The sequence below is a fragment of the Bacillus sp. MAG717A genome (assembly GCF_036884855.1).
Lineage (GTDB): Bacteria > Bacillota > Bacilli > Bacillales > Bacillaceae > Bacillus > Bacillus safensis.
The window spans coordinates 2,682,962-2,708,795 of the sequence record NZ_CP145733.1; the positions used below are offsets into that span (position 1 = coordinate 2,682,962).

Consider the following 25,834-nt stretch of genomic DNA (forward strand, 5'->3'; position numbering starts at 1 on the left):
GTCCTAAGCTCCCTTCTTCTCCTTTTGCAAATGCTCAAATGTATGCAAAAGCTGATCGATGTCATCTTTTGATGACTGCCATCCAAATGATAGTCGAATAAATTGAAGGGCATCACGATCTGATACACGCAATGCCTTCACAGCAGGGGAAGGATGGTGATAACCAGAAGCACATGCGCTTCCAGTTGATAGACAAATCCCATGCCGGTTACATGCTAACATTACATATTGTCCTTCAAACCCTTCAAAAAAACAACCAATAATATGAGGCAGCGTGCGGCGATTGTCATTGTTCTGAAGTGTACGAACTGGCAGCTGTCTGATTTTTAACTGCTGAAGAAAATAATCACGCAGCTGTTCATCTAATTTTTGCTGTTCATCCAGCTTAAGCATTGCTTGTTCACTTGCAGCAGCAAAAGCACCGATACACGGAACATTCACTGTCCCTGGACGTAAGCCATTTTCCTGAACTGCTCCTGTATATAAAGGTTTCCAAGGAACATGAGTGCCCATATAAACGGCACCAGCGCCTTTAGGAGCATACACTTTATGACTTGAGATGGACACGGCATCGACTCCAAGTTCTTTGATGGACACACGTACCTTTCCAAATGTTTGCACAGCATCTGTATGAAAAAGAATGTTCCTTTCTTTTAAAAGAGGTGCTAACTCAGCGAGCGGCTGGATAATCCCTGTTTCTGAATTAGCATGCTGAATAGATACGAGTCCTGTTTCAGGCAATAATGCTTTTTTGAGAATGTCCTCTGTTATGATTCCATCCTGATTCGGTTCAATGATGGTGACTTTTACGCCAAGACGCTCTAAGCTGCTAACTGCATGATGAACAGAAGGGTGCTCGACTGATGTTGTGATGACATGCTGTTTATGTGCTGGTAGTCCATTGATGATCGATTGAATCGCAAGGAGATTGGATTCAGTTCCACCGCTTGTAAAGTAGATCCCATCTGGTTCACCCTCGATCATGGCAGCGAGTGATTGTCTGCTGTAAGTCAATATGTCATTTGCTTTTCCCCCAGCATCATGAAGACTGCTTGCATTTCCGTAGAAATTTTTACTCAGCTGCTCAAAAACATGCAGTGCTTCTTCTGAAACAGGTGTAGAAGCTGCGTAATCTAAATAAACCAACCTATCCATCTCCCGTGTGAAAATTTTTTCTTGTATTTATTTTAGTGTTGTGTAATGATATGTGTCAAGACAGGTGTAAATGACAGGAGGGGCAATGGTGTCATCAATCAAAAAAGTTATTGTGGTGGGATCAGGCATTGCAGCGCTTTCCTTTGCAAGAAATATCTCGAAAAACTGCCAGGTCATCATGATGACAAAAAAACAATTTTCATCTAGTAATTCCATGCTGGCACAAGGTGGAATTGCTGCTGCCTTTTCAGCACATGATTCAGCTGAGCGGCATGTGCAAGATACACTAGATGCTGGCTGTGACCACAATGATGAAAGAACCGTACAAGAAATCGTGAGACTTGGAAAACATCTTGTGCAGCAGCTCGTAGCAGATGGCTGTCCATTTGATCAAGATGAAGCGGGAGAGCCGCAATTAGGCAAAGAGGGGGCACACACCACTCATCGCATCTTGCATGCAGGAGGAGATCAAACAGGGAAAACCCTTGTACAGTATCTGAAAAGTCAGCTCGGCTCACATATTCATTTATATGAATATCATCATGTCATTGATCTATTGGTTCATGAAGGGACATGCAAGGGTGTTGTATGGAAAGACGAGACAGGACACGTACAAACAATGACCGCAGATGCCGTTGTTTTATCAACAGGCGGCTGCGGCTCCCTATATGAGACAAACACAAATGATCCTTCTGTCACAGGAGACGGACTGATGATGGCCTATCGAGCAGGTGCGCAATTAGTGGATCTAGAATTTGTTCAATTCCATCCAACTCTTTTGACAATCGATGGAAAAGCAGTTGGTCTCATTTCAGAGGCAGTACGGGGAGAGGGAGCTTATTTAGAAGATGAAACAGGCAGGCGGATCATGAAAGGTATTCACCCACAAGCTGATTTAGCACCTAGAGATGTGGTCGCTAGAGCTATTTTTCATGAGCAGCAATTAGGCCATCAATTGTATCTTAACATCCATGATATTCCGCATTTTTCAGCCCGTTTTCCAGCGATAGATGCGATGTGTCAGCGTGCAGGTGTCAATATGGCGAGCGGCAGGCTGCCAATTTCCCCGGGTATGCACTTTTTAATGGGCGGTATCAGCGTCAATGAATATGGAGAAACGACTGTTCCAGCGCTATTTGCCATTGGAGAAGCGGCCTGTACTGGCTTACACGGTGCGAATCGATTGGCGAGTAATTCTCTTCTGGAAGGTCTCGTATTAGGCAGCAAAGCGGCACAAAGAATTGAACAGCTGCCTAAACAGAAAGAAACAAGTCCACCTTTTTCTATTCAAGAAATATGGATGGTTCCAATGATTTCAAAGGATCAGCTGAGACAATGGATGACTACATTTGCAGCCATTGTGAGAGATGAAAAGGGCTTGCAGTCTTTGCTTCATACGTTACAGCATGTCACTTTTCAGCAAATTAATGTGAAGGATATCACAAATGAACAGATCGAATTAAGCAATCAATGGGCATTAGCGGTTTGCCTTGCTAAATCTGCATTACTCCGTACAGAAAGCAGAGGCGGCCATTATCGAATGGATTATCCAGAGCGAAGCGATGCGTTGTGGCAGGGCAGGCAGATTGTTCATGAAAAAGGTCATATTCATATCATGAAAAATGAAAGGATCGGTGCCAAATGGAACGTTTACAGTTAAAACAAATGCTCACTCATTTTTTTACAGAGGATATTGGCTTTGGAGATGTATCAGCTGATGCCATCTTTGGAGACAAGAAAGGAACAGCTCTTATCATTGCGAAACAATCTGGTGTATTGGCAGGATCACAACTGATTGATATAGGGTACCGCCTGTTGAATGAACAGATTCAAACTGAGCTGTTTTTTCAAGAAGGTGATTGGATTCATTCAGGCGCTGTACTGGCGAAAATAAAGGGCCCAGTCAACGACTTATTAAAAGGAGAACGGGTCATTTTAAATCTATTGCAGCGAATGACAGGTATCGCCACCTTAACACATGAGGCGGTGCAGCGATTAGGTGACCCGTCTATTACGATTTGTGATACGAGAAAAACGACACCCGGCTTGCGTATGTTAGAGAAATACGCAGTGAAGACAGGCGGTGGAAAGAATCATCGCTTTGGCTTATCAGATGGGGTGATGATTAAAGATAATCATATTGCGGCATGCGGTTCTATTCGTGAAGCTGTAGAAAAAGCAAGAGCATATGCCGGTCATATGGTGAAAATTGAAGTGGAAATTGAATCAGAAACGCAGCTAATGGAAGCCATTGATGCAAAAGCGGATGTCATCATGTTTGATAACTGCTCTCCGGACGAAGTAAAACGTTTTAAACAAATGACGCCAGAGTCCATTCTGACAGAGGCTTCAGGAGGCATCACGCTAGAGACATTGCCAAGCTACAGGGGGACAGGAGTCGACCTGATTTCACTTGGTTTTCTAACGCATTCTGCTCCAGCATTTGATTTTAGTATGAATATGGAATTCAGTCATAAAGGAGGAACGACTCATGTCCATGCTTAATGTATTAGCCAATCAACATGCAGCCATGATGCCAGATGAATATAAACACCGCTCTGATGATGAAATGAAGCAGCGAGTGTTAGAAATTAAGCGGGCTTTTGGCTCAAAGCTTTTTATACCGGGCCACCATTATCAAAAGGATGAGGTCATTGAATTTGCAGATGCAACAGGAGATTCATTGCAGCTGGCACAAATAGCTGCTGACAATCACGAGGCTGAATACATTGTATTCTGCGGTGTTCATTTTATGGCAGAAACGGCAGATATGCTGTCAAACAAGAATCAGAGCGTTATATTGCCAGATATGAGGGCAGGCTGTTCCATGGCAGATATGGCAAATATGAAACAAACAGATAGAGCATGGGAGCAGCTCACTGATCTGTTTGGGGATACAATACTTCCGCTTACGTATGTCAATTCAACAGCAGATATTAAAGCATTTGTCGGCAAGCATGGCGGGGCGACTGTTACTTCATCAAATGCTAAAAAAGTACTCGAGTGGGCGATGACGCAAAAAGAGCGGATTCTGTTTCTCCCTGATCAGCACCTAGGGCGTAATACGGCTTTTGATTTAGGTATTCCGCTAGAAGAAATGGCTGTCTGGGATCAGATAGAAGAAAAGCTTATCACCGATCAGCCGCTTTCCCGGATCAAGATGATTTTATGGAAAGGCCATTGCTCCGTACATGAGAAGTTTACCGTTCGGAATATAGAAGAAATGAGAAAAAAGGATCGTGACATTCAAATTCTTGTCCATCCTGAATGCACGCATGAGGTCGTAAGGGCTTCTGACCTAGCAGGTTCAACGAAATTTATTATTGATACGATCAAACAGGCGCCAGCAGGCAGCAAGTGGGCGATTGGAACAGAGATGAATTTAGTCAAACGGATCATAGCGCAGCACCCAGATAAACAAATTGAATCCCTTAACCCAGATATGTGTCCATGCTTGACGATGAACCGGATTGATCTGCCTCATTTGCTATGGTCACTGGAAAGCATTGAAAAGGGTCAGCCGGTCGGGTTGATACAGGTCAATGAAGACATCACGAAAGACGCTTTGCTTGCACTCGAGAAAATGCTCGCCATTAAATAATGATCAGCCCCTCCTATCAGAAAACAAGTTTTTATCATATCGGCTTGTAAATAGGCATAAATTTATGTTGAAACATATTGTACTTCTGACATAACTGTTACGTTCACGTTTTGCATAGGAGGGGAAAACGTTGAAAATTCATATTGTGCAAAAAGGAGACTCCCTTTGGAAAATTTCAAAGAAATACGGAGTCGACTTTCAAGAATTGAAAAAACTAAATTCTCAGCTCAGTAATCCTGATTTGATCATGCCGGGTATGAAGATTAAAATTCCATCTAGTGGTGTCCCTGTGAAAACAGATCATCACAAAGCAAAAGAAATGCCAAAAACGAAAGAACATCCGTATGTGAAAGAAAAGCCAAAAGATGTCGTGCAAGTGCAAGATACAAAGCCGAAGGAAAAGCCAAATGAACCGGTACCTTATGTACCGCCAGTGCCAAAGATCGAGCAGCCAGTTTTTCCGCAAGTCGATGTGAACTATTATCAGACCAATCTCTACCAGCCATTCACGCCTCCTCCCAAAAAAGATCATTATGAGAAAAAAGATCACGTTCATGACAAAAAAGATCACAAAGATCATTTTCATCATGAGAATAAAGACCATAAAGATAACAAGGGTCATTTCCATCATGAAAATAAGGAACATAAAGATCACAAGGACCATTTTCATCATGAAAATAAAGGTCATCTAAAAGATGAAGTGGCAAAGGGATATGACCCGTTTATTCATATTCCGCATCAAAAAGAGGAGGGAAAAGACATGGAGCATGGCAATTACCCAAACCTTCCTAACTTCCCGCAAATGCCAAATGTGGGAGGGGCAGCGGTAGGAGGTGTGGCTGAAAATAACGAGCATCATCACCAGCACCATCATCATGAACCATATGATCCTTATTTTGGTTATGGTCATTACATGCCGGCGATGTATCCATATCCGCAGCAAATGGTGCCGGCATCGCCAATTTTACCGGGATCAGGCCTATGTTATCCTATCCAGCCATATTATCACCATCATATGATGCCATATCCATACCCGGCTCATCCATATTATCCTGCGTATCAAGCGCCTGCTTACTACGGGGAAAATCATGAGCACCATGCAAACGACGGACATCACTGGCATCACCATATGCATTCAAACGCCAATGCAAATGCCAACGTAAATCAAGGCTTTTATCCAAACGTCTCAAATGCAGCATACGGCAAGGAAGACTGCGGATGTGATGATGGCATGAAGCATCATCAGCCTTGGCCAGGACATTATCCGAATCCTGTTCCTTATGGCCAAATGGGAGCTTATCCAGCTCAGCCTTATATGCAGCCATATCCAGGTCAATCCGTATTTGCAAGGCCGGAGGAGGAAGAAGAAGATTAATGACAGAAGGAACGATCTCAATCGTTCCTTTTTTTGTTTATAACTGACAGTTTGATTTTTTTCCTAACTGTACATGCTAAAACAGAGCCTGTTTCGCGCTCATGAGATTGAATTTGTACAGGGGGTTTTTCGTTTGCAAAAATGGCAAAAAACAATCGCATTAGTGCTTCTTCCTATTGGTTTAACGGCATGTGGTGCAAATAATAACGCAGGTGTCGATACACGTCATAATCAATCAGGCCAGCCGGTTGGTTATCATTCGAATCAACGAGCGGACGACAACAACCAGGATCATCAAGGACCAGTTTCTGAACTCATGGAGGGAATGAACGGGAGAAATACAACGAATGTTGATTACCGTACACGTCCTCAAGCTGATGATCGAATGCCTCTTGCAGGTGGAGATGGACGCTACAGTCATGGAGATATGAACTATCATAACCAAATGTCGTTCTCAGGCTACGATAAACAAGAGAATATCCAGCGTTCAAGAAAAATTGCCAACCGCGTCAATAAAATGAATCACGTGGCAGACTCTCAAGTCATGGTGACGGATGAGAATGTGTATATTGCCATTAAATCAGATGGTCGCCTGACATCAGAAGGCGTATCACAAGTAGAAGAAGCAGCGACTCGTTATGCGGATGGAAGAGCAGTCCAAGTCATGAAAGATGAAGGTGCATTCACACGCTTTAGAGATATGAGAAGAACGCAATTTGAAACAGGACAAACAGGCATGACCCGATAGTTTGACACAAAAAGGCTAAAGTTCATCACGAACTTTAGCCTTTTCTTAAAAATAAACCTTGATGCCTATATAAAATTCGTAAAAGAAATAACAGCCAAACCCTAATAATAAAATACCAGCAATAATGGATGTCCACTTGATCATCGTCCGATTCATCACTTTTCTTGTTAAGGATACAAGGGTGAGTAGACCAATGTCATGAAGGAGAATCCCTGCCAAAATACCGCCGGCAGCCAGCATAAATTCAGATGAATCTGTTTTTGTATAAGCATCCGCAAGTACAGCCCCAAAAACAGAAACCCAGAACACAAGATTTCCAGGAGATACTGCCACAAGCAAGCCGTTTCGATACGTTTTCGCGAATGATTTATTGACCTTTTCTCCTGCTAGATGGATATCTTGATCCGCATTTTTAATGGAATCGTATGCGAGAATCATTAAAAATACAGCTCCGATCAGCCAGAGCGGAATTTGAACAAACGGCAAAGATAAAAACTGAGCAAATCCAGCATATAAAGCCAAGATGAGTAATAAGTCTATGGTCATACCGCCTGCTCCGACAGTTAAACCATGAAAAAATCCGTTTTTCAGTCCCTGTTTTGTCATTTCAACCGTGATTGCTCCAACAGGCAGAGCAATTGAGAATCCTACGACGATAAATGTGAGAAATGTTTGCAATCGACTAGAACTTCCTTTGAATAAATTGTATAAAAATTCTCCGTTTAGATTAATTATACATAATAGGAGGAAAGGATCAATGATTATTTCAGATTTGATTGAAATGAGAGAGACAGATGATGTATAGAAGACTGTATATCAACATGATCCATAACGCTTGCAGGGAAAAGGAACTATTTTCCTGAATCTTCTTTTCTTCATGATGTCTCTATGCTACACTGATGTGGAAATCAATAAAAGTGACTAGGGGTGCCCGTAAATGGGCTGAGAGAGAAGCATAAGCTTCTTAACCCTTTGGACCTGATCTGGCTCGTACCAGCGTGGGGAAGTTAAAGATGATGCATGTATCATATCAATGATATGCATGTTTATTTCTGACGACGAAACCAGGTTCTTTAAATAGAGCCTGGTTTTTTGCTGGTGCTGATTCCATCCTGTCCGGTGACAAGAAGAAAAGGAGAGAACAGCAAATGAAAGAAAAGAAAAGTGTCCCATCCAACCAATCATTGTTATCCAGCTTTGACGGCAGCCATAAGGTATATGAGAAAGGATCAAGACCCGATATCTTAGTACCAAAAAGAGAGATCACGCTCTCACATACTGTGACAGAGGCAGGCGACATAAAAAATGAACCAGTCCGTGTATACGATACGAGTGGACCGTACACTGATGAGAACGTTCATATTGACGTCACAAAGGGGTTAAAGCGTCTTAGGGCAGCATGGATTGAAGAAAGAGGAGATACAGAAAGCTATGAAGGGCGTCATGTAAGACCGGAGGATAATGGATACCGTTCAAGGGAGAAGGAGTCCATCCATTCTGTCCAAACTGATTTTCATCATAAGCCGCTCCGAGCGAAACAAGGTGCATGTGTGACGCAAATGCATTATGCCAAAAAAGGCATCATTACGCCTGAAATGGAGTTTATCGCAATAAGAGAAGAGCTAAGCCCTGAGTTCGTTAGAGAGGAAGTGGCGAGCGGAAGAGCCGTCATTCCTTCGAATATTAACCATCCAGAAAGTGAACCAATGATTATCGGAAGGAATTTTCATGTCAAAATTAATGCGAATATTGGCAATTCGGCTGTCACGTCATCCATTGATGAAGAGGTTGAAAAAATGACATGGGCGATCAGATGGGGAGCAGATACAATGATGGATCTGTCTACTGGAAAGGATATTCATACAACGAGAGAATGGATCATTCGGAATTGCCCAGTCCCTGTGGGAACCGTTCCTATCTATCAGGCCCTTGAAAAAGTGAATGGAGTCGCAGAAGATTTGACGTGGGATGTGTACAGGGACACATTAATTGAACAAGCGGAGCAAGGTGTAGACTATTTCACGATTCATGCTGGCGTACTGTTAAGATATATTCCGCTCACGGTCGATCGGGTGACTGGAATTGTTTCAAGAGGCGGTGCAATTATGGCAAGATGGTGTCTTGCTCATCATCAAGAGAATTTCCTCTACACTCACTTCGAAGACATTTGTGAAATTATGAAAAAATATGATATCGCCTTTTCACTTGGAGATGGACTTAGACCAGGATCGATTGCTGATGCCAATGATGAGGCGCAGTTTGCAGAGCTGGAAACGTTAGGTGAGTTAACAGAGATTGCTTGGAAACACGATGTGCAGGTGATGATTGAAGGGCCCGGACATGTCCCAATGGATAAAATCAAAGAGAATGTGGACAAGCAAATGGACATTTGCAAGGAAGCACCATTTTATACGTTAGGGCCTCTTACAACAGATATCGCGCCGGGGTATGATCACATTACATCCGCGATCGGTGCGGCCATGATCGGCTGGTACGGAACAGCAATGCTGTGCTATGTAACGCCGAAAGAGCATTTAGGTCTGCCGAACAAAGAAGATGTGAGAGAAGGTGTGATCGCCTATAAAATTGCGGCACATGCCGCTGATCTAGCAAAAGGACATCCTGCGGCTCAAAAGCGCGATGATGCTTTATCGAAAGCGAGGTTTGAATTTAGATGGCGGGACCAATTCAACCTGTCACTTGATCCAGAAAGAGCCTTGGCGTTCCATGATGAAACATTGCCTGCCGAAGGCGCTAAAACCGCTCACTTTTGCTCGATGTGCGGACCGAAGTTTTGCAGTATGAAAATTTCTCATGATATCCGCAATCAATCTGAAGAAGTGAAAAGAGAGATGGAAAAGAAGGCGAAGGAGTTTGTCAGCCAAGGAAGTCAAATTTATCAGCCATAAAAAAAGAACCTCGCACGATGCTGTGCGGGGTTTTATCAAACCGCTGAAAAGGCTTTTCTCAAAAGGTGAAAAAATGCCTTTGCTGCATATGCCATCATGTCCACACTCGGAATGAGAGCATCTGTTAAATGAAAAAAGACTGTTTTTCTTTCTGGAGATGTTCGTTTCTTTTTCTGCTTCATCAAGGGCAGCCTCCTTTTTCACTAATATACTTCTTTGCAGATATGAGAGATAGATATGTTGTGTGAATTTAAACAAAATTTAAACTTCTTGGGTTTGAATGGAAAGAAGGAGGGGAAACGAGTTGAATAGAGAATGAATGAAAAGAGCTGATCTATTTGACCAGCGAACAAGAAGAGTGGAAGGTGATCTTATGATGAAAGTATTTAAGGTAACATTTCATATGAACAATGGGGAAGTGCTTGATTTCGAGCTCAAACGTCCAGCTACCTATGATGTGTATAAAAAAATTGAAGAAGCCAATCATTGGTTTAAGCTGAATAATGAAATCATTAACCTATTAAACGTCAATAGTATCCATGTAGAAACAGAATAACAGCAAAAAGCCGCTCAAAAGAGAGCGGCTTTCGTTATGCAGAAAAATCATTTCGATTATTAAGCTGCCCGCGGGACAGCCAGTTCTTTTTATACAAATAAGCAATCACTTCAAGCCACAGACGCGGTGCTTTTTTAGGGAAAAAAGGTTTTTGGTAATAAGCATAAGCGGCTTTTAAATCATCCCATTGATGACATGCTTTCGTTTGCGTGAATCTGGCAACGTCAATGACTCTGATCCGTCCTTCTTTTGTTAAGATCAGATTGCGCAGATGGATATCAGAAGGATTCAATCCTTTCTCGCGCGCTTCCTCCAGCGCATCATCGACTTGATTGATCATTTGTTTTTTAATAGGAATTCCTTTTGTAAGGCATTCATAGAATGTGTAGCCTTTAATATATTCCATTAAAATATACTGATCCCCAGACTCATAAATCTCAGGGTAGTAAGACGAACCAGAAAGTTTTTCGTAAATGGCAGCCTCTTTGCGGGCAATATGCTGATAAGAAGGGAAAAAGACTTTTAGTGCCATTTTCTTGCCGTCTTTTTTGTATAAAAAGACATAGGCACTTCTTCCTTTGCCGCACAGTTCAAGCTCTACTGGTTTATAGGCAAGCTTATGAAAACGTTTCTCTTCATGATACTGAATCGATTCGGCTAATCTTTTGACATCTGACATTGACTTCACCTTCTTTGGTTTCAGTTTATGCGGCTGAAAAACGAATGATGAAAAAACGTGTCACTCGATAAAGCAATGGATTGTATAAAACATAACATTTACGAATGAAGGATACAACGAAAGACTCTTACCATACATTTGAATCATCGATTTGGTTAATGTTTAGAAAAATGGGTCAAACTACATATGTCATGCATCGATCTCATGTTCTAAAGAGGTGTAAATAGTGAAAGTGAAGATGAAATGTTTCGTTACAGGACTTATCATGACAAGTGTGCTTTTTTTCGCTGCGGATATGGAAGGGAAAGAACACTTGCAAAAGCAGTCAAACTCTATCACCGTCCAGCTTGAAAAAGTCTATCTAGACGGCGATGTGAGTATTGAAAGACACCGGGCATCATTAGAAGACAAAGACACATTCTGGGCGCAGTATAAAGGCTGGACGCTGGTAGAACAAAAAGAGGATTTTGCCCTTTTTAGAAAGCAAATTGATGATATCTCTCCATTAAGTAAAGCAAATGGATATATCGGATTATCAGAGGACGGTGTGATTTCTACGTTTCATGGAAGGCCTGACGGCTGGGCGGAGCCTATTCATCTCTTTTTTCAAATTGATACGTCCCGTTTAGAAAGTCATGTGGAAAAGCAGCTTGAGCAAGGCATTCCTTTTCGAACAAAGGATGAATTTGAGCATGTGCTTGAAGTCATGAAGCCTTACCGAAATGAAATATCGTTTTAAAGCGTGTAACAGCTTGCTGGTGTGAAGACCGCAAGCTGTTTTTCGTGGTTTCATGATAAAAATATACTGAGCGAACGTATGTTAACTTTTATTGCGGTTTTCTCTTCGATTTATGTTACAATGAAGAACAGTCAAAGAGGTGAAAACGGTGATAGAGTTTGTAAAAGGGACCATTGATTATGTGTGCCCGCAATATGTTGTCATTGAAAACGGCGGAGTGGGATATCAAGTCTATACCCCAAACCCGTTTATCTATCGAGTAAACAAACAAGAAACGATTTATACGTATCATTACATAAAGGAAGACGCATTTTCGTTATACGGTTTTCAAACACGAGAAGAAAAAGCGCTGTTCACAAAACTGTTAAATGTCACAGGAATAGGGCCAAAGGGCGCACTCGCCATTCTTGCTTCCGGTGATCCAGGCGCTGTCATTTCAGCGATAGAACGTGAAGATGAAGCGTTCCTGATTAAATTCCCTGGTGTGGGCAAAAAAACAGCACGTCAAATCATTTTGGATCTAAAAGGAAAACTTGCAGATGTGGTACCAGAAATGATTGGCAACTTATTTAATCACGAGGACCACATTCAGGTTGAAACGCAGCAAACTGCATTAGATGAAGCGCTTGAAGCCTTGAGTGTCCTTGGATACGGTGATCGTGAAATTAAAAAGGTTCTTCCATTATTAAAAGAAGAAAAGAATCTCACAACCGATCAATATGTGAAAAAAGCTTTACAAAAAATGTTGAAATAGGGTGATGTCTCATGGATGAACGGCTCGTCTCAACTGAAGCAGACAACCATGAATCAGCCATTGAGCAAAGTCTGCGGCCACAGACACTTAGCCAATATATCGGTCAGCAAAAAGTAAAGGATAATCTCAGCGTATTTATTGAAGCTGCCCGCATGAGGCAGGAAACGCTTGATCACGTCCTTTTATATGGACCTCCTGGACTTGGGAAAACAACACTTGCGTCGATCATTGCCAATGAAATGAATGTTCAGCTGCGTACAACGTCAGGACCAGCCATTGAGCGTCCTGGTGATTTGGCGGCCATCTTAACATCTCTTGAGCCAGGCGATGTATTGTTTATTGATGAAATTCACCGCTTGCAGCGCTCAATTGAGGAAGTGCTGTACCCAGCAATGGAGGATTTTTGTTTAGATATTGTCATTGGAAAAGGAGATACAGCACGCTCTGTACGGCTTGATTTACCGCCATTTACGCTTGTAGGTGCAACGACCCGTGTCGGGCTGTTAACAGCGCCGCTTCGTGATAGGTTTGGGGTACATGCAAGATTGGAATACTATGAGCAAAGAGATTTGGCTCACATTGTGGCAAGAACAGCCGAGCTGTTTGAGATTGGGATCGATATTCGCTCTGCCGAGGAGATTGCGAGACGTTCCCGGGGAACACCGAGGGTTGCCAATCGTTTGCTCAGAAGAGTAAGAGATTTTGCGCAGGTGCTTGGGAATCATGCTATTACGCAGGACATTGCGGAAGATGCCCTTGAGCGTCTTCAAGTCGACAGGCTTGGCCTTGATCATATAGACCATAAGCTGCTTTTAAGTATGATCGAAAAATTTAGAGGCGGTCCTGTTGGGCTTGATACGATCTCAGCGACAATTGGAGAAGAATCACATACGATTGAAGATGTGTACGAACCGTACTTGCTGCAAATTGGTTTCCTGCAAAGAACACCAAGAGGGCGGGTCGTCACAAGAGAAGCGTATGAACATTTTCAAATGGAGGTTCCGATTCGTGACTGAATTCCCTAAAATATTAATGATTTTAGGTGGTGTCCTTTTTGCCGCAGGATTAGTGTTTCAATTGGTTGGTAAGCTTCCAGGTGATATTTTTGTGAAAAAAGGAAATGTAACGTTCTTTTTTCCTGTCATTACATGCATTGTCATTAGCATCGTACTAACCATATTACTGAATATCTTTGGACGGATGAAATAACGTTAACTAGTTAACTACAGAATAGGTGAAGGAAATGAAGCTAGAACTATTTGATTTTGATTTACCAGAAAGATTGATTGCCCAAGTGCCGCTTGAAAAAAGAGATGCATCAAGACTGATGGTCTTAAACAAACAAACGGGTGCGATTACACATGACACATTCTCACAAATCATCGATTATTTTCAAAAAGGTGATTGTCTCGTTCTAAACAATACTCGCGTTTTGCCTGCACGATTGTTTGGGATGAAAGAGGATACAGGTGCCAAAGTTGAGCTGCTTCTCTTGAAACAAGAAGAAGGAGACAACTGGGAAACACTTGTAAAACCAGCGAAACGGGTGAAAAAAGGGACGGTTATCACTTTTGGTGATGGACGGCTCAAAGCGGTATGTACAGAGGAAATGGAACATGGCGGAAGAAAAGTCGAGTTTCAATATACAGGCATTTTTTATGAAGTGCTTGAATCCCTTGGTGAAATGCCGCTACCTCCATATATTAAAGAGCAGCTTGACGACCGTGAACGCTATCAAACCGTTTATTCAAAAGAGGTTGGCTCCGCTGCTGCCCCAACTGCCGGTCTCCATTTTACAACCGAGCTGCTGGATGCGCTGAAAGCGAAAGGTGTACACATTGCCTTCATTACGCTGCACGTGGGACTTGGCACGTTTCGTCCGGTAAGTGCAGAACGTATTGAAGAACACGAAATGCACGCAGAGTTTTATGAAATGAATGAAGAGACAGCTGATGAGCTTAATCGCGTTCGCAAAGAAGGCGGACGGATTATTTCAGTCGGCACAACGTCAACAAGAACGCTTGAAACCATTGCAAGTGCACACGATGGTGAGTTCAAAGCCTCAAGCGGCTGGACGTCGATCTTTATTTACCCTGGCTACACATTCAAGGCAATTGATGGCATGATCACAAATTTCCATCTGCCAAAATCCTCGTTAATTATGCTTGTCAGCGCATTAGCTGGACGAGAGCACGTACTAAAAGCGTACAATGAGGCTGTGAAAGAGGAATACCGATTCTTCAGCTTTGGCGATGCCATGCTGATTCAATAACATCATACAACAAAGACAGGAGGGCTCATTTTTGTCGCAATTACCGATACGTTATGAGTTCATTAAATCATGCAAACAAACAGGTGCTCGTCTTGGCCGCGTTCATACACCGCACGGCTCCTTTGAAACACCTGTATTTATGCCAGTAGGTACACTGGCTACGGTCAAAACAATGGCGCCTGAAGAATTAAAGGCAATGGATGCAGGCATCATCTTAAGTAATACGTACCACCTATGGCTTCGTCCAGGTCACGATATTGTAAAAGAAGCAGGCGGTCTGCACAAATTTATGAACTGGGATCGAGCCATTCTAACAGATTCAGGCGGATTCCAAGTTTTCTCATTGAGTGAATTTAGAAAAATTGAAGAAGAAGGCGTTCACTTCCGTAATCATTTAAACGGAGACAAGCTGTTCCTATCTCCTGAAAAAGCCATGGAGATCCAAAATGCACTCGGCTCTGATATTATGATGGCATTTGATGAATGCCCGCCGTATCCTGCAGAGTACGATTACATGAAACGTTCTGTGGAGCGGACAAGCAGATGGGCAGAGCGCTGTCTAACAGCGCACCAGCGTCCAGAGGATCAAGGGCTGTTTGGGATTGTCCAAGGGGGAGAATACGAAGAGCTTCGAAAACAAAGTGCAAAAGACCTTGTTTCACTTGATTTCCCAGGCTACGCCATCGGAGGCTTATCTGTAGGGGAACCAAAAGATGTGATGAATCGTGTACTTGAGTTCACTACACCATTTTTACCGGCAGACAAACCAAGGTACTTAATGGGTGTCGGCTCACCAGATTCCTTAATTGACGGCGCCATTCGCGGTGTAGATATGTTTGACTGCGTACTGCCGACGCGAATTGCAAGAAACGGCACCTTAATGACAAGTGAAGGCCGTCTTGTTGTGAAAAATGCAAAATATGAGCGTGACTTTAGACCAATCGATGAGAACTGTGACTGCTATACATGTAAAAACTATACACGCGCCTATATTAGACATCTCATCCGAACAAATGAAACGTTCGGAATTCGATTAACAACTTATCATAATCTTCATTTTCTGTTAAAATTAATGGAGCAAGTGAGAGAAGCTATCCGTGAGGATCGTTTAGGTGATTTTAAAGAAGAGTTTTTTGAGCGTTATGGCTTTAACAAACCGAATGCGAAAAACTTTTAACGCATAAACGAAAGGCTTTACAATGCTTTAGAAAGGGGTGAAATAGAATGGATGGTGGTATGGGTTCAATCATTATGATTGTTGTCATGTTTGCTGTGCTTTACTTCTTGTTAATCCGTCCACAGCAAAAGCAACAGAAAGCTGTGCGTCAGATGCAGCAATCTTTATCAAAAGGCGATAAAATCGTCACAATCGGTGGTTTACACGGTGAAATCGACTCAATTGATGAATCAAAAGTGGTCATCAAAACAAGCGAAAACAACCGTTTAACTTTCGATCGCCGTGCTATTAGAGAATTAGCTGACAAAGGCTAATCCTCCAATACATAGCCATAAAAAAAGAGCGATATGATCCGCTCTTTTTTTATTTGCCTCGAAGATTGACGCCAATCATTCCCCCCAGCATACAAATGCCTAAAAATGCCCCATGATAGATGAACTGCTCTGGTGAAAACGTTTTTCCAAACCCCAAATATTGAAATAAAAATACAGTGAGAGAAAAAATGATAGATGTGATCGCACCAATTAGCCAGCCGCGCTCCTTTGCTTTCCCTCCAGAAATGATGCCTCCTAATAACAGGGCAACAAAGGACAAAATCATAATCATCCATTTAAATGATGATTCCTGCATACTTGTGAATGTAAGCATGAGTGACACAAGTAAACTTGTGACAACCATCACGACAAAAATGGCAATTAATCCCGATAAAATGCCTTTTCCAATATGTTTCGTTTCTTGCATGTGATTTGTCTCCTCTCCAATTGACCGAAGCTTGTCTTTTACTAAAATGTATTCACAGTGGAGAAAAAATAGACATGTTTCAGACGTTTCTTTTCTACATAAATAAAGTGTTTTGACACAAGCTATGTTGGAGAAGGAGGGTTTACATCACATGCAGGAAATCTTGATCATTTCCATGAGAACCATCATTTTATATTTTCTTATTTGGTTTATCTTTCGCTTAATGGGCAAAAGGGAAATTGGCGAATTGAGTATTTTAGATCTAGTCATTTTTATGATGATTGCAGAAATTGCGGTTCTCGCCATAGAAGAAGTAGAGGATCACATGTTACATACGGTATGGCCAATCCTGCTGTTAACCTTCATTCAAATCACACTTGCCTACCTCTCATTGAAATTCCAAGGTGTCCGGCGTTTTCTTGACGGTAAACCGGCTTTGCTCATCATCAATGGGAAAATAGACGAGGGTGCAATGAGAAAACAGCGATACAATTTTGATGACCTGCTCATTCAATTAAGAGAAAATAACATCGACAGCATTCAGGATGTCTCTTACGCCATTTTAGAGCCGTCTGGAAAGCTCGCCGTTGTCGAAAAAGAAAACAAGCGCAAACATGCAGCGCTTGAGCTTCCACTTATTGCGGACGGTGTAGTGCAGCATGATCACCTTAAGCAAATCAATCAAAATGAACAGTGGCTGAAAGATGAGCTTGTTAAAAGAGGTTATCATGATATCGATCAAATCTCTTACTGCAGCTTTAATCAAAAAACATTTTATATAGATTTGAAAGATGAAGTGATCAAAGAGAGATGAGCTAAAACAGCTTCCCAATGAACGGGATGCGGCGCAGCTCTTCTCGTTTCACTAGTCCTAGGCAGATTAATAGAATGACATACAGCATGCACGTAACAAAGATGAGTGTTACAAGTTCAATTGGAGCAGAAAAGAGTCCGTTTACTTGAGACTTCAGCCAAAGGCTGACAGCCCCTGTACCGATAATCACAAGGACACATAGACCATATTCCTTTAATGGTAAATGAATAGGCAGCACCTTTCCAACAGTTGCCGCATGGAGCAGTGTGACAAGGATGATGCCGATTAAGATCGCAAGTGCTGCGCCCATAATGCCAAAGCCTGGCTGTGAAGCAAGGACAAAAATCATCCCTGTTTTCACAATTGCACCTATCAGGCTGTTGGTCATCGCCGCACCAGCTAAATTGAGTGCTTGAAGCACGGCTTGAAGGGGCCCCTGGAAGTAATATAGAAGGAAAAATGGCGCCATGAATTTCACATATATGGCCGCATGCGACGAACCATACATAAAGAGCGTTAAATCTTCTGCGTAAACGAAAAGAATAATACATGATATGCCTCCGCTGAGTAAACAAAGGCGCATCGCCTGCTTCAGCCGGTATTCGACCGTTTTACGCTTATTCTGCTCCATTCCTTCACTGATCGCTGGAACTAATGCAGTCGAGAGTGAATACGTAATAAAACTAGGCAGTGTCAAAAGGGTCAGGGCAAGACCGGTCAACTCCCCGTACTGCCTTGTCGCCTCAACAGCCGCATATCCAGCAATAGCAAGACTTTGCGCGACAACAATCGGCTCTAAAAACCACGAAATATTCCCGATAAAACGGCTGCCTGTTGTTGGCAGAGCAATGCTCATCAGCTGCTTAAATGTGTCCTTCCCGTCATGAATCGCCTTAAAAAATCGTTTTCGAATCCGAATGGTCTTTTTATAGCGGAAGGCGATCAGTAAGTAAGCAAGTGAAATCATCTCTCCAATCACAGATGACACCATCGCACCTGCTGCCGCAAATTCAATCCCGTAAGGAAGGAAAGCCGTTGTACATACCGCGACTAATGAAATTCTTGCGACCTGTTCCAGAACTTGAGACATCGCTAGCGGACTCATTTGTTGTCTGCCTTGGAAATAGCCTCTTAACACACTGGAAATGGCGATGACTGGTACGACGGGTGTAATGGCAAGCAGTGGATAGACCGTTCTAGGGTCTGTCAGCATATTTTCTGCCATGATGGGCGCAAACCATAAGAAGAGCGGCGTGAAAATCAGGCTGAGTGTTCCTGTTATCGCAAGGGACATGACCAGAATACGTTTTGTTTTCTGTTTGTCACCCCGGGCTTCTGCTTCTGCGACAAGCTTACTAATGGCGACAGGCAGTCCGAATTGCGTGAGCGTCACGGCTAGAAAAAAGGTAGGTGCAGCCATCATATAAAGCCCGACCCCTTCTTCGCCAATGAACCTTGCAATGACAATTCGATTGACAAAACCCAATATTCTCGTGATAAAACCTGCTAAAATTAAAATAATGGTCCCCTTTAAAAACGTTTGCTTCGTCAAATCACAGATCACCTGCCTTCTCAAACGACATAGAATCATATACAATAAGATATGCGTGTATATCGTCCAAGCATGACAAGTCTCTCGATAAAAAACTGAAAAGGGGGAGCTACGCAATGACACAACACCCAGCTGCTATTTACAAAGACCATTTAAAGCCTTTTCTGTTCAGTAAGCTTGAAGAATTCATCGTTTTGGGCTATAAAGATGTAGATTTAGAGGAATTATGGTCATACTTAGAGAATAAGAAGTGGAAGAAAAAACAAGAGTATCCGATTCATGAAATGGTTGCAGATATCTTATCTGTGAAAATAGGCGAATTTATGAACTATGCAACCGTTCAGTCGTTTAAAACGTCTGCTTTTTTGGACAGTGAAGATGGCAAGAATATGCTTGATGAACTGTTGAAATAAGCCATCTTAATGGATTCAGGTGTTTAAGGAGGAAATACATAATGAAAAAAGGGCGCATTCTTGCGTTTTTCTTAGTGGTTCTGTTAATCGGAACTGGCGTGGGCTTACTGACAAAGCCTGTTGCGAAAGATATGACGCTAGGGCTGGATTTACAGGGTGGATTTGAAGTCCTGTATGATGTACATCCAGTGAAAAAAGAGGACAAGATCACAAATAGTGTTCTCGTTAGTACAGTGGAGGCTCTTAACCGAAGAGCAAATGTGCTTGGTGTAAGTGAGCCGAACATCTCGATTGAAGGCAACAACCGTATCCGCGTGCAGCTTGCAGGGGTAAAAGATCAAAACAGAGCTAGGGAGATTCTTTCCACTGAAGCACAGCTATCCTTCAGAGATACGAATGATAAAGAACTCCTTAACGGGGCTGACCTAGTCGAAAACAGTGCAAAACAAACATTCAGTCAAACGAATGAGCCAATTGTGACGGTTAAACTAAAGGATGCGAAAAAATTTGGTGACGTCACAAGAAAAGTAGCAGCGATGGCACCAAATAATCAGCTTGTCATTTGGCTTGATTACCACAAAGGTGATTCCTTCAAAAAAGAAGTTTCAAAATCAAACCACAAGTATGTTTCTGCGCCTAATGTGAATCAAGAGATTAACAGCAGTGACGTACAAATTGAAGGGAAATTTACTGTCCAAGAGGCAAAAGACCTTGCAAGTATTTTAAATGCTGGGGCATTGCCAGTGAAATTAACTGAAAAGTACTCCACTTCAGTGAGTGCGCAATTCGGTGAACAGGCATTAAATGAAACTGTCTTTGCAGGGATTGTGGGAATTGCCCTCATTTTCTTATTCATGCTTTTTTATTACCGAATACCTGGTCTTATTGCTGTCATTACGTTATCAACGTATATCTATATTACCTTACAGGTGTTTGACTGGATGGGTGCTGTTCTGACACTTCCTGGAATTGCAGCGCTGATTCTTGGAGTAGGGATGGCGGTTGATGCCAACATCATCACATATGAACGAATCAAAGAGGAGCTTAAGCTCGGTAAATCTGTCCGTTCTGCTTTCAGGTCAGGGAACCGCCGATCATTTGCGACCATCTTTGATGCAAACTTAACTAGTATTATTGCAGGGGGCGTCCTTTTCTTCTTCGGGACAAGTTCTGTAAAAGGGTTTGCGACTATGCTGATCCTTTCCATTTTAACAAGCTTTATTACGGCTGTATTCCTATCAAGATTCCTTCTTGGTCTGCTTGTGGAAAGCCGCGCGCTCGATCGAAAGAAAGGCTGGTTTGGTGTCCGTCAAAAAGACATCATCGATATTCATGAAACAACAGAAAATACTGAACCAAAAACACCGTTTGATAAATGGGATTTTGTCAGCAAGCGAAAAGGTTTCATGATTTTCTCAGTAGCCATTACCATTGCGGGGATTATCGTCCTTTCGATTTTCAAACTCAATGCGGGTATTGACTTTGCAAGTGGTACAAGAGTAGACATTCAAAGTGACCATAAGCTGTCAACTGCTCAAATCGAGCAAGACTTTCAAAAATTAGATCTTGATACAGATAGTGTTGTGTTATCTGGTCAAAAAGAAAATCAAGCAGCGGCACGATTTGTTGGTGTGCCAAATAAAGAAAAAATTGCAGAAGTGAAAGATTACTTTAAAGATAAGTATGGAGCAGAACCGAATGTCAGTACGGTGTCTCCTACGGTTGGAAAAGAACTTGCACGTAATGCTTTATATGCCATCATCATTGCATCGATTGGGATCATTATTTATGTTTCCATTCGGTTTGAATATAAAATGGCCATTGCAGCGATTGCTTCCCTTTTATATGATGCATTCTTCATTGTGGCATTCTTTAGTATCACACGATTAGAGGTAGATGTGACCTTCATTGCGGCGATCCTCACGGTGATCGGGTATTCGATCAATGACACGATCGTAACGTTCGATAGGGTTCGTGAGCAAATGAAGAAACGTAAACCAAAAACGGTAGAAGATCTATCTTACATCGTTAACTTGAGTTTACAGCAAACCTTTACAAGATCTATCAATACGGTACTCACTGTCGTAATTGTTGTGATCGCACTGCTTATCTTCGGATCAGCGTCGATTACAAACTTCTCCACCGCCTTACTTGTCGGCTTATTAACAGGGGTGTACTCATCCCTTTATATCGCGGCACAAATTTGGCTGATGTGGAAAGGCCGTGAGCTGAAAAAAACAGCTAAGATAGATACAGATCAAGATATTTAAATAGAAAGACTGCCGAGAAGGCAGTCTTTTTCTATCTGATTTTCCCGAAAATAAGACGCTTTGAAAAAACATTTCGGGTTTCATTGATCTTAAAATGGTCTTTTGCTATAATGACATACGTTTAGATCAGTATAGAAAGCGGGTGTCTGTTTAGGGCATTTTGCTTTATTCATTGGAGGGGCTGTGATGAAGGTTCGGGAAACTGAACTGCCAGGTATCGGTCATAAAGCCGAAATGATCACAAGAAATAATGAGAAGCTTGCCATCATTACACATGATGACGGCAGAAGAGAAATGTATCATTTTCAGGAGGACGACCACGAGGAAACGATTTCTCGCATTCTGCTAAACGATGAAGAAGCAAGACAAATTGCGGCTATTTTAGGCGGCATGGTCTATAAGCCGAAAGCACTTGAAACCGTAGAGGTAGCCATTGATGAACTAGTGATTGAATGGTTTAAAATTGAAAAGAATGCACCAGCTGTTCAGAGAAGCATCGGTGACCTCAATGTTCGCCAAAACTATCAAGTAACAGTCATCGCCATTGTGAGAAAATCACATGAGAAGATTTTAAATCCAGGACCAGATACCATCATCGAAGAAGGGGATACCCTTGTCATTTCTGGAGAAAGAAAAGAATTAAAGAACCTGATTAAAGAAAAACTTAGCAGCTGATGATGCCCCTGCTGATAGGTTTTCTTCCGCTGTTTTCTTTCAGTGTTTAAAAAAGGCAGTGAAAAGGGAAGAATAAAAGAAAAAGCTTGGGGGATTTGTAGATGAACAAACAACAATGGACCATCATACTCGCATTTATTTTCGTATTAATTGTCTCAGTATTTGCCGTGATTAATGTACGACCTGTCGAGGTAGACTACTTATTTGGAACGGCTGAATGGCCGCTGATCCTTGTCATTATCGGTTCTGTTTTAATGGGCGGACTGATTGTGGCATTTGCAGGGATCTTCCAAATTGTGAAACTGAAACGTGAACTAAAGGCATTAAAAGCTGAGCGTGCAGCCGCTGCACCTGCTGCTTCCACGAAAAAGGCAGACAAAGATATTCAAAAAAAATCGCATGTTACGCCTTTAAAAGAACAGCCAGCATCATTTGACCGGAAGGAAAAATAATCTTCCAGCACAATTTCATAAAATAAAAATTGAAACCCCTCAGGCCACTCTAGTATAATAGTGTGGTTGAGGGGTGAATTTATGTTATTATCCAAAATGCGCTGGGAATATGAACATCCAAGCGAAGAAAAAGTGAAATCACTCTCTGAAAATCTGAATATTTCAGCGCTGACTGCATCGCTTCTCGTAAAAAGAGGACTTGAAGAAGTAGAAGAGGCGAGGTCTTTTTTATTTGATCAAAAAGCCGAATTTCATGATCCATTCCTATTAAAAGGAATGAAAGCAGCAGTAGAGCGCATCAACAAAGCGATCGAAGAGCAGGAATCGATTGTGATCTTCGGAGACTATGATGCAGATGGTGTGACAAGTACGTCTGTGCTTTTACATACATTAAAAGAGCGGTCTGCAATAGTAGACTTTTATATTCCAGATCGGTTTAAAGAAGGCTATGGGCCTAATGAACAGGCTTTTCGATATATCAAGGAGCAAGGAGCATCGCTTGTCATCACGGTTGATACAGGCATTGCTGCTGTAAATGAAGCACGTATTGCAAAAGAAATAGGGCTAGACCTGATCATTACAGATCACCATGAACCAAGTGAGGAGTTGCCTGAGGCACTTGCCATTGTCCATCCTAAGCAGCCGGGATGCGAGTATCCCTTTAAAGAACTTGCTGGTGTAGGTGTAGCGTTTAAAGTGGCGCATGCACTTCTTGGGGAGCTGCCAGTTCAGCTGTTAGATCTTGCAGCAATCGGGACAATCGCGGATCTTGTACCGCTTCATGATGAGAATAGATGGCTCGCCAAAAAAGGGCTTATGCAGCTTCGTCAGTCGAATAGACCGGGGCTGAAAGCGTTATTGAAAGAAGCGGGAGCCACTTTAGAAGAAGCGAACGAGGAAACGGTCGGCTTTCAAATTGCGCCAAGGCTGAATGCTGTAGGACGAATTGAACAGGCAGATCCAGCTGTTCACCTTCTTATGACTGAGGATAAGGATGAAGCAGAAGAGCTGGCTCGTTTTGTACAGGAACTGAATAAAGAACGACAAAAGATTGTCAGTACGATTACAGAGGAAGCCATTCAAATGGTGGAAGAGGCAGGCGATGACCAGTCTGCAATCGTTGTAGCGAAAGCTGGCTGGAATCCGGGCGTTGTCGGAATTGTTGCCTCTAAATTGACGGATACTTTTTCTCGTCCGGCGATTGTGCTTGGAATAGATGAAGAGACGCAAATGGCAAAAGGATCAGCCCGGAGTATTCCTGGCTTCGATCTATTTTTCCATTTAAGCAAATGCCGTGATATCCTGCCGCATTTCGGCGGGCATCCGATGGCAGCAGGGATGACACTTCGAGCGGATGATGTCGCTTTACTAAGGGAAAGATTAAATCAATATGCAAATGAAACATTGACGGAAGAAGATTTTATTCCAATTCAGCGGGTCGATGCTGTGTGCAAGGTAGACGAATTGACGGTTCAAGCGATTGAAGAAGCGGGGATGCTGTCACCATTTGGTATGTCAAACCCAAAACCGTTCATTATGATTGAAGATGCGAAGCTTGAAGATATCCGAACAATTGGGGCAAATCACAACCATATTAAAATGTCTCTGAAGGACGAAGACAAGCTGCTTGACTGTGTCGGTTTTCACCAAGGGAAATTAAAAGATGAAATTGTTCCAGGAAGCCGCATTTCCGTGATTGGAGAAATGTCCGTCAATGAATGGAATAACCGGAAGAAGCCCCAGCTGATGCTAAAAGATGCACGTGTTGATGAATGGCAGTTGTTTGATCTGCGCGGGAAAAAGGATTGGGACAAGAAAGTTTCGACACTTGATTCAGAAAAATCTTTGGTTGTCTGTTTTGATGAAGCAACAAAACAGGATGTCGCTATCCCCATTCAACATGTTCATGCAGAAAATGTATCAACGTTTGATGTACACGGAAAGTATGTGGTCTTTGTGGATGTTCCCGCAGATGAGCAATTGCTGAAGCAGCTTTTAGAAAATCAAAAGCCTGCCAGAATTTATACGGTTTTTCAAAGAAAAGAAGATCATTTTATGTCTTCTTTCCCAAGCCGTGACCAATTCAAATGGTTTTATGGGTTCTTGTTTAAACGGGGAAGTTTTCCTATTAAAGAACAAGGAATGGAGCTTGCCAAACATAGAGGCTGGACAAAAGATACAATCATTTTTATGACAAAGGTGTTTTTTGAACTCGGTTTTGTTAAAATAGAGAATGGTGTGCTGTCAATAGTACTTGATGCCCCTAAAAAAGATTTAACGGCATCAGCGTCCTATACAGCAAAACAACGATTGATGGAACTCGATCAAACACTAACATATTCCTCAGCTAAAGAGCTGAAGGAATGGCTGAATAGCATGATGAGCGAAGTCTCACCTGTGCTTTGACGTACGAGGAGGAAAAGGAAAAGATGGATTTAAAACAATATGTGACAGTTGTACCTGACTACCCAAAGGAAGGTGTACAATTTAAAGATATTACAACGTTAATGGATAAAGGCGAAGTGTACCGTTATGCAACGGATCAGATCGTTGAATACGCGAAGGAAAGAGACATTGATCTTATTGTTGGACCTGAAGCGCGTGGATTCATTATTGGCTGCCCTGTAGCATACGCACTTGGTGTAGGTTTTGCACCGGTTCGTAAAGAAGGAAAGCTTCCTCGTGAAGTCATTAAAGTCGATTACGGCTTGGAATACGGTAAAGATGTATTAACGATTCATAAAGATGCGATTCGTCCTGGTCAGCGTGTCCTAATTACAGATGACTTACTGGCAACTGGTGGAACAATTGAAGCGTCCATCAAGCTTGTAGAGGAATTAGGCGGCGTTGTGGCAGGAATTGCATTTTTGATTGAGCTGACGTATCTGGATGGCAGAAAGAAGCTTGACGGCTACGACATCATGACGTTAATGCAATACTAATGGAGTTTTT

At 42.3% G+C, this 25,834-nt stretch carries 27 protein-coding genes and 1 riboswitch; of the genes, 21 read left to right on the top strand and 6 right to left on the bottom strand.

Translation table 11 applies throughout. From position 1 onward, the window contains the following. Positions 1 to 3: 3 nt before the first annotated feature. Positions 4 to 1,155 (bottom strand): IscS subfamily cysteine desulfurase, encoded by a 1,152-nt coding sequence (locus tag V6Z54_RS13775; protein WP_338527426.1) that lies wholly within the window; start codon positions 1,153 to 1,155, stop codon positions 4 to 6. Between the two features lie 85 nt (positions 1,156 to 1,240). Here V6Z54_RS13775 and nadB point away from each other — a divergent pair, with 85 nt between their 5' ends. The 5 genes from nadB (at position 1,241) to V6Z54_RS13800 (ending at position 6,879) form a co-directional block, all read left to right on the top strand. Next, positions 1,241 to 2,815, top strand: coding sequence for an L-aspartate oxidase (nadB, locus tag V6Z54_RS13780; protein ID WP_338527427.1), 1,575 nt, complete (start codon positions 1,241 to 1,243; stop codon positions 2,813 to 2,815). Further along, the gene (nadC, locus tag V6Z54_RS13785) at positions 2,797 to 3,660 is read left to right on the top strand and encodes a carboxylating nicotinate-nucleotide diphosphorylase (RefSeq protein WP_041086443.1); all 864 of its coding nucleotides are present in this window, start codon (positions 2,797 to 2,799) and stop codon (positions 3,658 to 3,660) included. Before nadB ends, nadC begins: the two co-directional genes overlap by 19 nt. Next, on the top strand, positions 3,647 to 4,756 hold the full coding sequence (nadA, locus tag V6Z54_RS13790) for a quinolinate synthase NadA (RefSeq protein ID WP_338527428.1): 1,110 nt from the start codon (positions 3,647 to 3,649) through the stop codon (positions 4,754 to 4,756). The genes nadC and nadA overlap by 14 nt, the downstream gene beginning before the upstream one ends. 130 nt (positions 4,757 to 4,886) lie before the next feature. Further along, positions 4,887 to 6,131, top strand: coding sequence for a SafA/ExsA family spore coat assembly protein (safA, locus tag V6Z54_RS13795; RefSeq protein WP_073979794.1), 1,245 nt, complete (start codon positions 4,887 to 4,889; stop codon positions 6,129 to 6,131). A 133-nt stretch (positions 6,132 to 6,264) separates the two neighbouring features. Beyond that, positions 6,265 to 6,879: a YhcN/YlaJ family sporulation lipoprotein gene (locus tag V6Z54_RS13800; RefSeq protein ID WP_075611711.1), complete on the top strand. Its 615-nt coding sequence runs from the start codon at positions 6,265 to 6,267 to the stop codon at positions 6,877 to 6,879. 45 nt (positions 6,880 to 6,924) lie between these two features. On the opposite strand, the gene V6Z54_RS13805 is transcribed toward V6Z54_RS13800, so the two are convergent. Then, positions 6,925 to 7,557, bottom strand: coding sequence for a LysE family transporter (locus tag V6Z54_RS13805; protein WP_024423148.1), 633 nt, complete (start codon positions 7,555 to 7,557; stop codon positions 6,925 to 6,927). Between the two features lie 235 nt (positions 7,558 to 7,792). Continuing rightward, positions 7,793 to 7,901, top strand: a riboswitch (TPP riboswitch). Positions 7,902 to 8,027: 126 nt separating this feature from the next. On the opposite strand from V6Z54_RS13805, the gene thiC reads away from it, so the two are divergent. Then, positions 8,028 to 9,788 (top strand): phosphomethylpyrimidine synthase ThiC, encoded by a 1,761-nt coding sequence (thiC, locus tag V6Z54_RS13810; RefSeq protein WP_041086435.1) that lies wholly within the window; start codon positions 8,028 to 8,030, stop codon positions 9,786 to 9,788. Positions 9,789 to 9,823: 35 nt separating this feature from the next. Here thiC and V6Z54_RS13815 read toward each other — a convergent pair whose 3' ends face one another. Further along, positions 9,824 to 9,970: a hypothetical protein gene (locus tag V6Z54_RS13815; RefSeq protein ID WP_167364625.1), complete on the bottom strand. Its 147-nt coding sequence runs from the start codon at positions 9,968 to 9,970 to the stop codon at positions 9,824 to 9,826. Between the two features lie 191 nt (positions 9,971 to 10,161). Here V6Z54_RS13815 and V6Z54_RS13820 point away from each other — a divergent pair, with 191 nt between their 5' ends. Then, positions 10,162 to 10,344, top strand: a complete 183-nt coding sequence (locus V6Z54_RS13820; RefSeq protein ID WP_008342761.1) for a hypothetical protein — start codon at positions 10,162 to 10,164, stop codon at positions 10,342 to 10,344. 34 nt (positions 10,345 to 10,378) lie between these two features. Here V6Z54_RS13820 and V6Z54_RS13825 read toward each other — a convergent pair whose 3' ends face one another. After that, on the bottom strand, positions 10,379 to 11,023 hold the full coding sequence (locus tag V6Z54_RS13825; RefSeq protein WP_039180336.1) for a serine/threonine protein kinase: 645 nt from the start codon (positions 11,021 to 11,023) through the stop codon (positions 10,379 to 10,381). 238 nt (positions 11,024 to 11,261) lie between these two features. On the opposite strand from V6Z54_RS13825, the gene V6Z54_RS13830 reads away from it, so the two are divergent. The 7 genes from V6Z54_RS13830 to yajC all read left to right on the top strand — a co-directional run bounded on the left by V6Z54_RS13830 (position 11,262) and on the right by yajC (position 16,279). Continuing rightward, a complete protein-coding gene (locus V6Z54_RS13830; protein ID WP_073979823.1) occupies positions 11,262 to 11,762 on the top strand; it encodes an intercompartmental signaling factor BofC in 501 nt (166 codons plus the stop codon). Positions 11,763 to 11,910: 148 nt separating this feature from the next. Then, positions 11,911 to 12,516 carry a Holliday junction branch migration protein RuvA gene (gene ruvA, locus V6Z54_RS13835; RefSeq protein ID WP_024423144.1) on the top strand — a complete coding sequence of 202 codons (606 nt, stop codon included), beginning with the start codon at positions 11,911 to 11,913 and terminating at the stop codon, positions 12,514 to 12,516. An 11-nt stretch (positions 12,517 to 12,527) separates the two neighbouring features. Further along, positions 12,528 to 13,532 carry a Holliday junction branch migration DNA helicase RuvB gene (ruvB, locus tag V6Z54_RS13840; protein WP_024423143.1) on the top strand — a complete coding sequence of 335 codons (1,005 nt, stop codon included), beginning with the start codon at positions 12,528 to 12,530 and terminating at the stop codon, positions 13,530 to 13,532. Beyond that, complete coding sequence (locus V6Z54_RS13845; RefSeq protein ID WP_012010741.1) at positions 13,525 to 13,725, top strand: DUF2905 domain-containing protein; 201 nt, start codon at positions 13,525 to 13,527, stop codon at positions 13,723 to 13,725. The genes ruvB and V6Z54_RS13845 overlap by 8 nt, the downstream gene beginning before the upstream one ends. A gap of 34 nt (positions 13,726 to 13,759) precedes the next feature. After that, a complete protein-coding gene (gene queA / locus V6Z54_RS13850; RefSeq protein ID WP_064497874.1) occupies positions 13,760 to 14,788 on the top strand; it encodes a tRNA preQ1(34) S-adenosylmethionine ribosyltransferase-isomerase QueA in 1,029 nt (342 codons plus the stop codon). A gap of 31 nt (positions 14,789 to 14,819) precedes the next feature. Then, positions 14,820 to 15,965, top strand: coding sequence for a tRNA guanosine(34) transglycosylase Tgt (tgt, locus tag V6Z54_RS13855; protein ID WP_034321314.1), 1,146 nt, complete (start codon positions 14,820 to 14,822; stop codon positions 15,963 to 15,965). A gap of 47 nt (positions 15,966 to 16,012) precedes the next feature. Then, a complete protein-coding gene (gene yajC / locus V6Z54_RS13860; RefSeq protein WP_008360993.1) occupies positions 16,013 to 16,279 on the top strand; it encodes a preprotein translocase subunit YajC in 267 nt (88 codons plus the stop codon). A gap of 49 nt (positions 16,280 to 16,328) precedes the next feature. On the opposite strand, the gene V6Z54_RS13865 is transcribed toward yajC, so the two are convergent. Then, positions 16,329 to 16,706 (bottom strand): TIGR04086 family membrane protein, encoded by a 378-nt coding sequence (locus V6Z54_RS13865; RefSeq protein ID WP_039180321.1) that lies wholly within the window; start codon positions 16,704 to 16,706, stop codon positions 16,329 to 16,331. Between the two features lie 151 nt (positions 16,707 to 16,857). Between V6Z54_RS13865 and V6Z54_RS13870 the strand changes: the two genes are divergently transcribed. Continuing rightward, positions 16,858 to 17,520 carry a DUF421 domain-containing protein gene (locus V6Z54_RS13870; protein ID WP_041086423.1) on the top strand — a complete coding sequence of 221 codons (663 nt, stop codon included), beginning with the start codon at positions 16,858 to 16,860 and terminating at the stop codon, positions 17,518 to 17,520. Position 17,521: 1 nt separating this feature from the next. Here V6Z54_RS13870 and spoVB read toward each other — a convergent pair whose 3' ends face one another. Then, complete coding sequence (gene spoVB / locus V6Z54_RS13875) at positions 17,522 to 19,072, bottom strand: stage V sporulation protein B (RefSeq protein ID WP_047203350.1); 1,551 nt, start codon at positions 19,070 to 19,072, stop codon at positions 17,522 to 17,524. A gap of 116 nt (positions 19,073 to 19,188) precedes the next feature. On the opposite strand from spoVB, the gene V6Z54_RS13880 reads away from it, so the two are divergent. The 6 genes from V6Z54_RS13880 (at position 19,189) to V6Z54_RS13905 (ending at position 25,824) form a co-directional block, all read left to right on the top strand. Next, entirely contained in the window at positions 19,189 to 19,485 is a 297-nt protein-coding gene (locus V6Z54_RS13880; protein ID WP_003216788.1) for a post-transcriptional regulator, read from the top strand. A gap of 41 nt (positions 19,486 to 19,526) precedes the next feature. Further along, positions 19,527 to 21,755: a protein translocase subunit SecDF gene (gene secDF / locus V6Z54_RS13885; RefSeq protein ID WP_041086419.1), complete on the top strand. Its 2,229-nt coding sequence runs from the start codon at positions 19,527 to 19,529 to the stop codon at positions 21,753 to 21,755. Between the two features lie 186 nt (positions 21,756 to 21,941). Further along, positions 21,942 to 22,430 (top strand): cation:proton antiporter regulatory subunit, encoded by a 489-nt coding sequence (locus tag V6Z54_RS13890; protein WP_073979791.1) that lies wholly within the window; start codon positions 21,942 to 21,944, stop codon positions 22,428 to 22,430. Between the two features lie 101 nt (positions 22,431 to 22,531). Next, on the top strand, positions 22,532 to 22,882 hold the full coding sequence (locus V6Z54_RS13895; RefSeq protein ID WP_041086415.1) for a lipopolysaccharide assembly protein LapA domain-containing protein: 351 nt from the start codon (positions 22,532 to 22,534) through the stop codon (positions 22,880 to 22,882). 81 nt (positions 22,883 to 22,963) lie between these two features. Continuing rightward, positions 22,964 to 25,288 carry a single-stranded-DNA-specific exonuclease RecJ gene (gene recJ, locus V6Z54_RS13900; RefSeq protein WP_338527429.1) on the top strand — a complete coding sequence of 775 codons (2,325 nt, stop codon included), beginning with the start codon at positions 22,964 to 22,966 and terminating at the stop codon, positions 25,286 to 25,288. Between the two features lie 23 nt (positions 25,289 to 25,311). Next, the gene (locus V6Z54_RS13905) at positions 25,312 to 25,824 is read left to right on the top strand and encodes an adenine phosphoribosyltransferase (protein WP_024423133.1); all 513 of its coding nucleotides are present in this window, start codon (positions 25,312 to 25,314) and stop codon (positions 25,822 to 25,824) included. Positions 25,825 to 25,834 lie beyond the last annotated feature (10 nt).

What these genes read in the sequence shown, in the direction of transcription:
- V6Z54_RS13820 (WP_008342761.1), top strand. Translation starts at nt 10,162, where the DNA reads ATGATGAAAGTATTTAAGGTAACATTTCATATGAACAATGGGGAAGTG.
- nadB (WP_338527427.1), top strand. Translation starts at nt 1,241, where the DNA reads ATGGTGTCATCAATCAAAAAAGTTATTGTGGTGGGATCAGGCATTGCA.
- V6Z54_RS13815 (WP_167364625.1), bottom strand. Translation starts at nt 9,970, where the DNA reads ATGAAGCAGAAAAAGAAACGAACATCTCCAGAAAGAAAAACAGTCTTT.
- ruvB (WP_024423143.1), top strand. Translation starts at nt 12,528, where the DNA reads ATGGATGAACGGCTCGTCTCAACTGAAGCAGACAACCATGAATCAGCC.
- yajC (WP_008360993.1), top strand. Translation starts at nt 16,013, where the DNA reads ATGGATGGTGGTATGGGTTCAATCATTATGATTGTTGTCATGTTTGCT.
- V6Z54_RS13895 (WP_041086415.1), top strand. Translation starts at nt 22,532, where the DNA reads ATGAACAAACAACAATGGACCATCATACTCGCATTTATTTTCGTATTA.
- V6Z54_RS13905 (WP_024423133.1), top strand. Translation starts at nt 25,312, where the DNA reads ATGGATTTAAAACAATATGTGACAGTTGTACCTGACTACCCAAAGGAA.
- recJ (WP_338527429.1), top strand. Translation starts at nt 22,964, where the DNA reads ATGTTATTATCCAAAATGCGCTGGGAATATGAACATCCAAGCGAAGAA.
- thiC (WP_041086435.1), top strand. Translation starts at nt 8,028, where the DNA reads ATGAAAGAAAAGAAAAGTGTCCCATCCAACCAATCATTGTTATCCAGC.
- secDF (WP_041086419.1), top strand. Translation starts at nt 19,527, where the DNA reads ATGAAAAAAGGGCGCATTCTTGCGTTTTTCTTAGTGGTTCTGTTAATC.
- V6Z54_RS13830 (WP_073979823.1), top strand. Translation starts at nt 11,262, where the DNA reads ATGAAATGTTTCGTTACAGGACTTATCATGACAAGTGTGCTTTTTTTC.
- V6Z54_RS13870 (WP_041086423.1), top strand. Translation starts at nt 16,858, where the DNA reads ATGCAGGAAATCTTGATCATTTCCATGAGAACCATCATTTTATATTTT.
- V6Z54_RS13890 (WP_073979791.1), top strand. Translation starts at nt 21,942, where the DNA reads ATGAAGGTTCGGGAAACTGAACTGCCAGGTATCGGTCATAAAGCCGAA.
- V6Z54_RS13775 (WP_338527426.1), bottom strand. Translation starts at nt 1,155, where the DNA reads ATGGATAGGTTGGTTTATTTAGATTACGCAGCTTCTACACCTGTTTCA.
- V6Z54_RS13825 (WP_039180336.1), bottom strand. Translation starts at nt 11,023, where the DNA reads ATGTCAGATGTCAAAAGATTAGCCGAATCGATTCAGTATCATGAAGAG.
- queA (WP_064497874.1), top strand. Translation starts at nt 13,760, where the DNA reads ATGAAGCTAGAACTATTTGATTTTGATTTACCAGAAAGATTGATTGCC.
- nadC (WP_041086443.1), top strand. Translation starts at nt 2,797, where the DNA reads ATGGAACGTTTACAGTTAAAACAAATGCTCACTCATTTTTTTACAGAG.
- nadA (WP_338527428.1), top strand. Translation starts at nt 3,647, where the DNA reads ATGTCCATGCTTAATGTATTAGCCAATCAACATGCAGCCATGATGCCA.
- V6Z54_RS13880 (WP_003216788.1), top strand. Translation starts at nt 19,189, where the DNA reads ATGACACAACACCCAGCTGCTATTTACAAAGACCATTTAAAGCCTTTT.
- V6Z54_RS13865 (WP_039180321.1), bottom strand. Translation starts at nt 16,706, where the DNA reads ATGCAAGAAACGAAACATATTGGAAAAGGCATTTTATCGGGATTAATT.